Origin of the sequence: Bartonella sp. AC535YNZD, from assembly GCF_042196625.1 — a bacterium.
Taxonomy (GTDB): domain Bacteria; phylum Pseudomonadota; class Alphaproteobacteria; order Rhizobiales; family Rhizobiaceae; genus Bartonella.
In genome coordinates this window covers 212,125-222,670 of the sequence record NZ_JBHIQP010000003.1, presented here as the reverse complement: position 1 = coordinate 222,670, position 10,546 = coordinate 212,125, and the positions used below count along the sequence as shown (strand labels likewise).

At 35.8% G+C, this 10,546-nt stretch carries 11 protein-coding genes; 1 reads left to right on the top strand and 10 read right to left on the bottom strand.

Features of this window, described 5'->3' with window-relative positions; genetic code table 11:
* Positions 1 to 231 precede the first annotated feature (231 nt).
* The 9 genes from ACFIM8_RS03640 to ACFIM8_RS03600 all read right to left on the bottom strand — a co-directional run bounded on the left by ACFIM8_RS03640 (position 232) and on the right by ACFIM8_RS03600 (position 6,468).
* Positions 232 to 999 carry a type IV secretion system protein gene (locus ACFIM8_RS03640; protein ID WP_375606611.1) on the bottom strand — a complete coding sequence of 256 codons (768 nt, stop codon included), beginning with the start codon at positions 997 to 999 and terminating at the stop codon, positions 232 to 234.
* A complete protein-coding gene (locus ACFIM8_RS03635; protein ID WP_375606610.1) occupies positions 996 to 3,467 on the bottom strand; it encodes a VirB4 family type IV secretion/conjugal transfer ATPase in 2,472 nt (823 codons plus the stop codon). The genes ACFIM8_RS03640 and ACFIM8_RS03635 overlap by 4 nt, the downstream gene beginning before the upstream one ends.
* A 2-nt stretch (positions 3,468 to 3,469) precedes the next feature.
* Positions 3,470 to 3,778: a type IV secretion system protein VirB3 gene (locus ACFIM8_RS03630; protein WP_375606609.1), complete on the bottom strand. Its 309-nt coding sequence runs from the start codon at positions 3,776 to 3,778 to the stop codon at positions 3,470 to 3,472.
* Positions 3,779 to 3,790: 12 nt separating this feature from the next.
* On the bottom strand, positions 3,791 to 4,102 hold the full coding sequence (locus ACFIM8_RS03625; RefSeq protein WP_375606608.1) for a conjugal transfer protein: 312 nt from the start codon (positions 4,100 to 4,102) through the stop codon (positions 3,791 to 3,793).
* A 250-nt stretch (positions 4,103 to 4,352) separates the two neighbouring features.
* Positions 4,353 to 4,673 (bottom strand): VirB2 family type IV secretion system major pilin TrwL, encoded by a 321-nt coding sequence (trwL, locus tag ACFIM8_RS03620; protein ID WP_375606607.1) that lies wholly within the window; start codon positions 4,671 to 4,673, stop codon positions 4,353 to 4,355.
* Positions 4,674 to 4,744: 71 nt separating this feature from the next.
* Positions 4,745 to 5,062, bottom strand: a complete 318-nt coding sequence (gene trwL, locus ACFIM8_RS03615) for a VirB2 family type IV secretion system major pilin TrwL (RefSeq protein ID WP_375606606.1) — start codon at positions 5,060 to 5,062, stop codon at positions 4,745 to 4,747.
* Positions 5,063 to 5,135: 73 nt separating this feature from the next.
* Entirely contained in the window at positions 5,136 to 5,459 is a 324-nt protein-coding gene (gene trwL, locus ACFIM8_RS03610) for a VirB2 family type IV secretion system major pilin TrwL (RefSeq protein ID WP_375606605.1), read from the bottom strand.
* Entirely contained in the window at positions 5,422 to 5,721 is a 300-nt protein-coding gene (korA, locus tag ACFIM8_RS03605; protein ID WP_015857010.1) for a KorA family transcriptional regulator, read from the bottom strand. Before korA ends, trwL (ACFIM8_RS03610) begins: the two co-directional genes overlap by 38 nt.
* Before the next feature lie 117 nt (positions 5,722 to 5,838).
* Positions 5,839 to 6,468 (bottom strand): TrwN protein, encoded by a 630-nt coding sequence (locus ACFIM8_RS03600; protein WP_375606604.1) that lies wholly within the window; start codon positions 6,466 to 6,468, stop codon positions 5,839 to 5,841.
* Between the two features lie 743 nt (positions 6,469 to 7,211).
* Here ACFIM8_RS03600 and ACFIM8_RS03595 point away from each other — a divergent pair.
* Positions 7,212 to 7,499 (top strand): H-NS family nucleoid-associated regulatory protein, encoded by a 288-nt coding sequence (locus ACFIM8_RS03595; protein ID WP_015857007.1) that lies wholly within the window; start codon positions 7,212 to 7,214, stop codon positions 7,497 to 7,499.
* A gap of 1,539 nt (positions 7,500 to 9,038) precedes the next feature.
* Here ACFIM8_RS03595 and ACFIM8_RS03590 read toward each other — a convergent pair.
* Positions 9,039 to 10,316, bottom strand: a complete 1,278-nt coding sequence (locus tag ACFIM8_RS03590; RefSeq protein WP_375614525.1) for a ubiquinone biosynthesis hydroxylase — start codon at positions 10,314 to 10,316, stop codon at positions 9,039 to 9,041.
* Positions 10,317 to 10,546 lie beyond the last annotated feature (230 nt).

The following is a 10,546-nucleotide window of genomic DNA, read 5'->3' as shown; positions in this document are numbered from 1 at the left end:
GATCAATTTTATTGAAAAGTTGCGTGAACACTGTAAAGTCCATGGAATTCCTCTTTAATGAATTTTCAACTTTTTATATGATTTTTAAGCATTTTTCGTTGAACTTTTTAAGGATAAAATTAAACTTCGTAGACCTTTTTGATCTATGAGAGAAAATTGAGTATTACGCATTAACTTTTTCTTTTTACGAGCATACAGGGAAATAATATACAAAATGTTATTATAAAAGCTTTACCTAATAAATCTTATGGTAGGCATTTTCGTGTTTTTACTATTCAAAATTTTTATGTTATGCTTATCTTTCTGTTGTTTGATAAGTGTATGTTCAGCATTGCGTAAATGTGTAACCATTTGTAGTTTTGCTGTTTCATTTTGTAGCATAGCAAGCATTCCAATTATATGTGCTTGTAACTCGGCAATACTTTTTAGATCTTTTGTTGTCGTGATTTCTTTTAATAGTTCTTCAATTTGCTGAAAACGATTGTTTGCTTCTTGAAAAGTTTTTAAACTTACGGCTTTATCAGTGATGGCTGCATATTGGATGCGCTTGTTGATAAAACTGCTAGATTCATGGATAGTTACAGGAATTTCTTCTTCTTTTAAAATATTTTCAAGTGATGTAGATAGAGCAGAAGTTTTATTTCTATTGTAGAGATTCTCTGGATTTTTGAGAAAAAAGCTACTGTGATCTGTTTGTACATTTTTAAGCTTTTTAGTGTCGAATTTTTGGCTTCCCGTTATAGATTCGTGTATCTTTTTTGTTTCCTCAAGTTGTTTTTTTAGCATATCGAGAAGTTGGGCATCAGGTGGCGCTTTCTTTTCCTGTGGAGTTTTTTTAGGCTTTGATCTATTTGAAGATGACTTTCCAAAAAAATTGGGCCACGTCGTTGGGACTGATGCTCCCAAATCCGCCGCCCCAGCGCCCCAAACCCAAGCCATCGCTGGGTTTGAAATCCCTAAAGTTATTACAACTACTATTGAAATGACCTTTTTTTTCATGTTTCCCTCCTGTCATTTTTTGCGTGCTGTAAGAAAATTGGCAACCATATTGCTGGATCATCACCAACTTCTGCGATAATGCTTTCGGCTAACTCTGCGTTATCAGGCGTTCCTGATAACACCAAGAGCTCGTCACTAAAGTCGTGTTCGATGGTTTTTCCATCGCGTGTCAGATGGAATTTACCAAGATTCAGTTCTGCAAGCGCAGATTGATCACCCTGCTTAATGAGGAATTGGCGACTAAACTCACCAAGTCCTTTAACGAGTTCAAATTCGGCATCTGTTAGTTTAAAGCCTTTTGTATAATCTTCATAATTTGCTTTGGGATTGGCTAGAAAAATGTAAGTTGCACACTGTTGAATGAGTGTTTTGGCAATATTACTTTCCAAGGCATCGCTAGGCTCTTGTGTTGCATAAACAAAAATACCATTTTGTTTACGGATAGTCTTTTGTTTATTTTTCGCTAAATCCTCAAAGTACGGATCTTGCAAAGGCTTCCAAAACTCGTCAAAGATATACATAAATCGCTGTCCGCTAATCATGCCTTCTGTGCGGTAAAGCAAATACATCATCACTGGAGTGCGAGTTTCAAAATTATCTAAGAATTCCGTGATATCAAAACCGTAAATTTGGTGTGTTGAGAGATCAAGAGCATCATGGGGATTATCAAACAACCACCCATAATCACCACCTTCACACCATTTTAGTAAGCGAGCATGAACAGATGGGTGAGCATTATAATCACTTAAACGTGGATTTGGTAAAAATTGTACTAGAAAGGACAAACGACGGAGTGATCGGTCAATGTTAGCACTCATAACAGACATAACGGCTTTGTTAATTTCTTCTTCGTCGTGATGCGTGACTTCACCACCAGCTTCTGCCAATTTTTTAACAAATTGTTTCAGAAAAATAAGATTTTCTTGTGTGGGTGGGAGTTGGAAAGGATTGAAACCACTTTTTCTACCTGGCTTGAATGTTAAATATTTTCCACCCATCGCTCGAATGGCAACTTCCATGCCACGATCTTTATCAAAAACAACAGTTGTCGGCTTAAATTTTTGTGCTTGTGCTAACAAAAAGCCAAGTAACACGGTTTTACCAGAACCAGATTGTCCGATAAGTGCGGTATTACCGAGCAAACGTTTATCTGTTGAGTCCTCTTCAAGTTTGGAGGCATGAAAGTTGAAATAAAGCGGTGTTTTACTGGTTGTTTTAAGAATTGTGACGGCTGGCCCCCATGGGTTGCCAGTGGGTTTTCCTGACATAAAATTATGAAAAGATGAAAATGATAAAAAGTTCAATGATGTAATCGGAGCAGGACGCGGTCTCCATTTCCAATTGCCAGGAAGTTGTGCCCAATAGCCAGCCTCTATCGCTAAGTCTACAGGTTTGGGTAGTACTGCAACGTCTAGTAATGCTGCACTTGCTTTGGCCATATGGTCGCGAACTTGTTGAATTGTATCACCATAGATCGTCAATGTGCAGTGATGTTCTCCCATGACAAAATGACCACTGATAAGCTGGTTTAGTGCTTCGTCAATTTGTTCAATTTGGCTCGTTGCCACATCTCGTGCATCAATCAGATTACGCTGATGCCGTTGTAAATAGTCTTTAGCAGCATGTCGGGAGAGAACTGAAAAGCTCTGCGTCAATACGAACTCGAAGTCACTTTCCAACAAAACATTCAATTGTCCTGGTTTGGTTGTTGCATCATATTCTTTAATTTCCAGCATTCCAAATCGACGCATTCCACTGGTTGTTCGCAGTTCACCAAGAGCGCCCCATTTTGAGAAAAAAGGTCGATTGACAGACATATAGTCAGCAAAACGGTCATGGCAAATTGGCATAGGGCGATATTCACCATTGACAAGCATTCCAAGGAATTCAAGTGCAGAAGAATAAACATGCCCATTTTTTTCATAAGCACCAAGAAGTTCTGCACCGTAACGGTTTAAAGATTGGCCTAAAGTACGATTGATGTCATTGAGTTCTTTGATACATGTGTCTTGTCGCATCTTTTTTTGATCAAGCGTTTCACGTTCATGCTTAGAAAAGAACGACATAATTTTATCCGCTATCGGTTGAAAAATGACAGTCAGATATAAATCATTGACCATCAAATTATAACCAGTAAAGCTTTGTCGATATTTTTCATCAAGCTGATAGCAAAACATTTGATCAAATGTTGAATCAGGATATTCATAAACACGGCGGCGCACAATATGCGTCCAAAATGATAAATTGGCCGATGCAATACCCCGTAGAGTATTGTTAAGCTCTTTTACCCATTGAAAAATATCTTCTTCTGAAGCGCTTTGATGTGAACGCCCGTCAATTTTCCAAATTGACAAATATTCCGCATTTTTAGTAGAAATAATCGTATCTGTAATATGATGTGAATAAGGCAGAAACAGGCTTACAGGTGCCTCTGATGCAAGGCGTTTGCTGCTTTCAACAGCTGTCATGTTTATCTCCTTTTACTATAATCAGAGGGACTATAACTTGATGCGCCCCAAAAACCTTTGTTGCGATTGCGAAATTTAGTATCGATCCATAACCACCAGATACGAAACGCCTTATCATCGTTTTTAGTAATTTGCACCATAATGAACCATAACGGAGGTGCCATAATCCACAAAAAGATACTTACTGTCATGGCAATAACAGCGACCCCCATAACCATAACGATAAATGGCATCATGGGGACACCCCATATCGTTGGAACACGTGTTGCTCCTTTGAATAGGGGGAATTCTTTTTGTTCTTGTGATTTCATGGGGTGCTCTTGTCAGTGGAGGTGAAATAATATGTGGCTAATATAAAAGGCTGCACCAGCAATAATGACGCTGAAGGCCCATCGTATAAATGTAGCTCTTGCGATGATGCGAAATATATAAATAAGCAAAAGAAATAAAAGAATAATGATGGCGACGATAGGAATAAGTATACTTAATCCATATTGCATTCCTATGAAAGCATCCAGGCTCTCTGTTTCCGTCTGAGCATATGCAGATTGCGTTATTAATAACATCATTGAAGTGATGATAATAACATTAATCCTGTTGCACGACTTCGCTTGAAACGTATTTGATTGTTTCATATCCTTTATCCCCTTTTAATTAAAGTTGCTATAATTAATATTCCTTTTTTCAGTATGGCTACATTATTACTAGTACACACCTATAATCGATGGATATTAAAAACATTACGTATTATACATGATTCATGAATTACCTTTAATTACCTTTCAATAATATTGCATTAACTTTGGTTGTAGATGGCACGATAATAATACTGATTGTCTATCGTATAAACGTATCGTGTTATATTATTTTTAATTGATACCATTATTATGTTGTTTTAAATAGCAGTGAAACAAGTTGGGTTGCTGAACCTGCAATAACGACCCCGATTGCCCAACGTACAAAAGTATCTTTTCCGATGTAGCGTCCTGCATAACCAATTGCTAAGCACAACAGTATAACGGCAGCAGCGATAGGGATAATCACTTTTAAGTCTGTCTGTAACTCTGTTAGAGCATTTTTTGCATTTGTTAAAGTTTTTGCGGCTTGTGCATGAGAAGAACTATTTATAAAGAATGCAGTCACAGCAGCAGAAAATGCGATGATTTTGTTGTTACTTTTCGATTGAATACTAATTAACTTTTGCATATTTCACTCTTATTAAAATCTAGATAATATTTCTATATAAACAAACATATTGTATTTTATAATTAGCGCCATTATGGCTTAAATAGCAGAGTAACAAGCTGGGCTGCAGAACCTGCAATGACAACACCGATTGCCCACCGTACAAATGTGTCTTTTCCGATGTAGCGTCCTGCATAACCAATTGCTAAGCACAACAGTATAATAGCAGCAGCAATAGGTATAATCTTTTGAATATCGCCCTGTAAATCCTTTAGAGCGTTCTCTGCATTTTTTAAAATGGTTGCTTGTTGTGCATAAGCAGAATTATTCATAAAGAATGCAGTCATAGCAGCAGAAATTGCGATGATTTTGTTGTTACTTTTTGATTGAATACTAATTAACTTTTGCATATTTCACTCTTATTAAAATCTAGATAATATTTTTATATAAATAAACATATTGTATTTATAATTGATGCCATTATTACGCTGTTTTAAATAGCAGAGTAACAAGTTGAGTTGCAGAACCTGCGATGACAACACCGATTGCCCACCGTACAAATGTGTCTTTTCCGATGTAGCGCCCTGCATAGCCAATTGCTAAGCACAACAGTATAACGGCAGCAGCGATAGGGATAATCACTTTTAAATCTGTCTGTAAATCTGTTAGAGCTGTCTTCGCATTTTGTAAAGTTTTCACTTGGGCTTGTGCATGAGCAGAACTAGCCATAAAAAATACAGTTAAAGCTGCAGACAATGCAGCAATTTTATTACGAGCTGTTGTGTGAAGAATATTTAATTGTTTCATGTTCTTTATCCTGATTAAGATTAAAACTCCCACAAATGACCCCTCGTTCATGAAGAAACTTAAAAAGATATTTTGGATCAGCCCAAGTTCTTAGTTTTCCTCTTTGTGTAAGTAACGTATATTTATTTGGCTTTCCGGTGATTGGATCATCGGAAATAAACGTGAAATACCATTCTCTTTCTGAAAGCATCACGACTGTAATCTCACGTGCTGCTTTTTGACTAAATGCTATATCAACGCTGTTTTGTTCTATCATTTTCATTATCTTTGCCCTCAATTAGAAGAGATTTTGTTCAATCTTACTAATTAGAGCTTTAACATTTTCTTATCTACTTTTCATTATAATATCCTATCAAAATTCTGGGGTTTCGTGAAAATATCAGTCATCACTCAGCGATCTTCTCGATGAAGAAAAATCTTCAGCTGAAAAAGCATCGTGGGCGCTACTTTCTTTATGTGTAAATGCATCTTCCTCTCCTTTTGAAGAGAGAGGAAGAGAATCTACTTTAGTTGTCTGTTCTGGTTCTTCTTTTTTAAGCTTTATAGGCTCCTGCAAGCCTTCATTTCCTCGTACAGCAGCTTTTACTCCAATATATGAAGTAATTTTTTGCATACGGGTATGGTTTGAGTTTTCTGTATTGTAAAAATTCAGCACAGACTGCAAAGTCGCTTTTTCAAAGATGCACTTTGATGTTGTTTGTTCATAGCAGTAAGTTAAAGCGCTTTGTACAGCTGTAATATTTCTGCAAAAATCAAACGCATCAAAAAGAGAAAACAATTTCACATTTCCAACATCAATTTGCCCTAAAATTATGTTAAAATTATGTTCGCTCTGTTTAACTGTTGCGATTGTTTCCTTAAACTGAGATGATTGATAGAACAAGTTATCTTTATCATCTGTTACATAGATATTGTCCCGCGTTTCTTGTTCGGCAACAACTGAAAATGTCATGGGAGGCATATTGGATATGTATGCAGCAGCAAAAAATGTGAAATCTGGAACAATCATTAGCAATACACCTTATTATGAAGAATTTTATTAATACAAATGCTAATTCTGTGTTGTGCTTTTTCTCGTTGTCTTTTGATTTTATAAATTTGCAGAATGAGATTGTTTAGCTCAGAATATTCCTTGTGATTATTGCTTTGTTCTCTTCTAAGAATATTTCTAATATATGCGAATATCCAACTAACAAGATAAAAGTGTGGAATAAAATAGAGCACATTACGCCAACCAATATTATTGGAATCACGAAGAAAGGCGTTGCTTTTAAAAAATAATAATCTTTGATACTGTATTGAAGCTGCTTGTTTTATATAATTCTCTAGTTGCAAAAATCTTTTCAAAAAAAATTTATACGAAGTAAAAAGCCGTTGTGTATGAGGGGAGGTTTTCCTGTCATAATGAACTACACTATCATTATACAGAGAGGGCTTGTTCTTTGTTGCGCATTGCCATAACTTATAGAGTGACGATTTATATTTACTTTTGACTACTGATTCATAAGAGTCAGAGAGGTGCGATGGTGTTTGAGCACTGCATTTAGTAGTTCCAGCAACTGAACTGAAAAAAGATGCAGTGGCGGTAATTGATATACCAATAAACAGTTCTTTGTGGCTCAAAGCACATCTCCGTCAAAATGATATATGTATCGTAATTTTAATTTCGATAATAAATGGACAGAAATTGTCTATAATTGTGTTTAAAATATGACAAAAAGAAATTCTTTTTTTGCAAGGGGAGTAATTAAGGTGAATGATCTCAAAAATATGAATTTTGATGAACTACAAGAGATGCGTACACAAATCGATGTGGAATTAAAAAAACGGCAAGCAAAGGAAAAGCAAAATGCGCGACGAAAAATTCTTGAAATTGCTAATGCCCATGGAATTGATATCGCTGATCTTGTGAGCAAAGAGCGCCATTATAGAAATCCCAATAACCAATGGGAATTATGGAATGGGCGTGGACGTAGACCTAAGTGGATTAAAGAGTGGTTGGAGAATGGGTATACACTTGATGAACTCGAAGTAACGTAACACGTATGCGATATTTACAAGATAAGGGAATACCAAGGAATGTAAATGCAAGAAGTATGCTTTTTTGGGTAATTTGATTGTATAAACATACTGAACGAATATATTAAAGTATTGAGTTACAAAATACAATGATAGGGAGCGTGAAAAAGTTTATTTAAATGCAAAAAGTTTTGTTATTATAATCTGGCAAGCATAATGATGATGCCAGATTAGGAATATTGTAATTGCTTTTGGCATTTGAGAGAGCGGGATATTTTACTTCTTTTTATAGTTTTATTGATTCTTTACAAAAATGGTCGAAATGACAATAATTTATTGCATAGGGATTTTAACTCAATATGTAAAATGATAATTTTAGCAATTAATATGTTAATAAATTAGCATACTTATATTTTTGAAATACTGTTTTTTAGAACAAGCCTGATGTTATAGATTTTGTTTGGTCTTTTTCTGTAAGATTATATATGAGGCATTTACTTTATTTATCGTTCGTTTAGTTGAGATGAGTGAGTATGTAGAAAAATGGAAAATTTTTATGGCTGTTATGGGTTTTATAGAATTTATGACATATTTCTGAGCGTTTGTGATTAAAATTCATTTATGAGCGTTTATGAATAATGAATAAAGAGCGTATTTGAAAATAAAAGGATTGGATCATTTCTATTGCGGTTTATCTTCTTTTATGGTGTGAAATAGGGGGTGATATGCAGGTTTACAATTGTGTGTGACGGTATAGTGTACGGAACACTTTTTATATATTGGAATATTTTTTCTAAAGTCGTGTGGCATTCCACAATAAGTTAAAGAGTTTATCTGAGAAGCAGAATGTCCCAAACCGAATACATTTATGTTTCCAATTTACGTGCTTTTTTAAAAGAAAAATTTTTCAATGCAATTAAGCTTATTTTATGGCGCTTTTCTTGAATAGTATAACGTAAAAGTCCCTATGATCATATAAAATCCATTGTACACCACCATTTTTACTTCGATAAAAAGTGTATGCCGGTGCCATTATACACTTTACTCGCCTCCAATGTTGCTAAAGCCCTTAGTCCTTGAGAGAGGGAGTCTTTGTATTGCTTTGTTTAATTGTTTTTATTTATACGATACTCTCACTTGTGATGTACAAGCGAATGATTTTGATTGCTTCAACATGAGAGAGATTTGAAACAAGGGTATTTTATGATCTTTAGACTTTTCACTCAATATGAGAACAATGAATTTATTATTATAAATAAAAGTGTTGTGTACTAAAAAGTCTTGTTTATTTTGTTATGCTGTGAAATGGCTTCTTTTAAGTGGTGATATAAGGTAACCTCTTTGAGACATTAAACGTTTTTTTCAGTGCATGGTGAATATTCTTAGAATGTAGCTTGCTTGTCGAGTCTTATGTTGAGTGAAATATGGGGGGAGGAAGTCAAGAAAAAATTACTCGACAGGAATCCGGTTTGTAAACAGATTGGATGAGATAGGAATTTTTTGTTCTTTAAAGGAGGAAGGCAAAGGTTGTAAAAAAAGTGAAATAGTATGAATTTTCGCTTAAAGTGGGAAGCCGTGTAGAAGACGTGGGGCATTTGGAGTGAGTCCGGCAGCTTCTTGAATGAAGTATTTTTTTATTTTTGGCGCTTGATTAATGATTCCAAGGCCGGTATCGCGGAGCATCCGTAAAAGAAGGCTATCATTAGAAAAGAGTTTATTAAGCCAATCATTGCTTAAAGCCATACGGACAATTTCAAAACGTCTCCAGCTTTGATAGCGCTCTAAAGCTGTGAGAGAGCCAATGTCAAGACCTAGTCGTGCTGTTTCAATAATCACTTCAGCCAGCGCAGCGCTATCGCGTAATCCTAAATTGAGTCCTTGTCCTGCAATGGGGTGGATGGTATGGGCGGCATCGCCAACGAGAGCAAAACGTGGTTTAACGCATTGACGTGTTAAAGAAAGGCTCAAAGGAAAAGCTTGACGTTCGCCATTCCAAGAGAGTTTGCCTAATCGATGGCCAATACGTCTTTCGAGTTCTGTTTCAAAAATAAGTGCATCCGCTTTGAGATAATATTGCGCAGTTTTATGATCTTCATTCCACACAATGGCGGATCGGTTGCCTTTAAGAGGGAGAAGAGCAAAAGGACCGGCAGGTAAAAAATGTTGAATTGCTTGACCATTATGGGGTTTTTCATGTTCAACTGTGCAGATGATTGCTGTTTGTTTATAGGGATGAGAAAAGTTTTTAAGACCTGCTTTTTGGCGTAATTTCGAATGGGCTCCGTCAGCTGCAATAAGCAATTTTGTTTGCCAAACCTCTTCATTATTTAAAGTGACGGTTGTATGTTGGTCTTCTTGATGAAAATCAATGACACGTGTGTTTGTAATAACAGGGATATTGAGATCTTTGACACGTTTTTTTAAAGTATTGATGAGTTCTCTATGCTCTACCATGGCAGCAAAGGGCTCACCGGGATTAATGTCGCCTTCAAAGGTTAAAAGAGTGGGTTTGACCGGATCATTTGTGCTTGTATCTGTGATGATCATTGAATGAATGGGTTGCGCATAGGGTTTTACAGATTTCCAACATTGTAATTGTTTTAACATACGAATAGAAGCAGCAGCAAGGGCAATGGTTCGTATGTTAGAAGCAGGGGTATCTCCTTGTGGAGCAGCATCAACGATTTTTATTTTCAGATTAGGGGCTGTTTGCTTGAGTGCTATCGCTAGGGCTAAACCGACAGCCGCCCCTCCTGCAATGAGCAGATCACATTGTTTAGTTTTATGAGATTTAATTTTTTTATTGGGTTGTACATTTTTATTGCGATTAGAACACACAATACTTCTTCCATTGTTTATAGTTTGCTTTCTTTTAAAAAGAATATCTTTTTACATTGCCTAAAATATCTTAACTTTTACTTTTCTCTCTGCTTTACAAAAACGAGATTTCTTTTTAACGCCAATCTGATAACATATTGGTTTTTCAGAGTTTTTCTGCTTAATCATTTATGTGATTCATCTTACAGATTTATCGGATAAGCTTTTTTAAATATCTTCTTCAATTCTTT

Excerpts from the sequence above, each read along its gene's own strand:
- ACFIM8_RS03640 (WP_375606611.1), bottom strand. The coding sequence starts at position 999 with ATGAAAAAAAAGGTCATTTCAATAGTAGTTGTAATAACTTTAGGGATT.
- ACFIM8_RS03635 (WP_375606610.1), bottom strand. The coding sequence starts at position 3,467 with ATGACAGCTGTTGAAAGCAGCAAACGCCTTGCATCAGAGGCACCTGTA.
- ACFIM8_RS03630 (WP_375606609.1), bottom strand. The coding sequence starts at position 3,778 with ATGAAATCACAAGAACAAAAAGAATTCCCCCTATTCAAAGGAGCAACA.
- ACFIM8_RS03625 (WP_375606608.1), bottom strand. The coding sequence starts at position 4,102 with ATGAAACAATCAAATACGTTTCAAGCGAAGTCGTGCAACAGGATTAAT.
- trwL (WP_375606607.1), bottom strand. The coding sequence starts at position 4,673 with ATGCAAAAGTTAATTAGTATTCAATCGAAAAGTAACAACAAAATCATC.
- trwL (WP_375606606.1), bottom strand. The coding sequence starts at position 5,062 with ATGCAAAAGTTAATTAGTATTCAATCAAAAAGTAACAACAAAATCATC.
- trwL (WP_375606605.1), bottom strand. The coding sequence starts at position 5,459 with ATGAAACAATTAAATATTCTTCACACAACAGCTCGTAATAAAATTGCT.
- korA (WP_015857010.1), bottom strand. The coding sequence starts at position 5,721 with ATGAAAATGATAGAACAAAACAGCGTTGATATAGCATTTAGTCAAAAA.
- ACFIM8_RS03600 (WP_375606604.1), bottom strand. The coding sequence starts at position 6,468 with ATGATTGTTCCAGATTTCACATTTTTTGCTGCTGCATACATATCCAAT.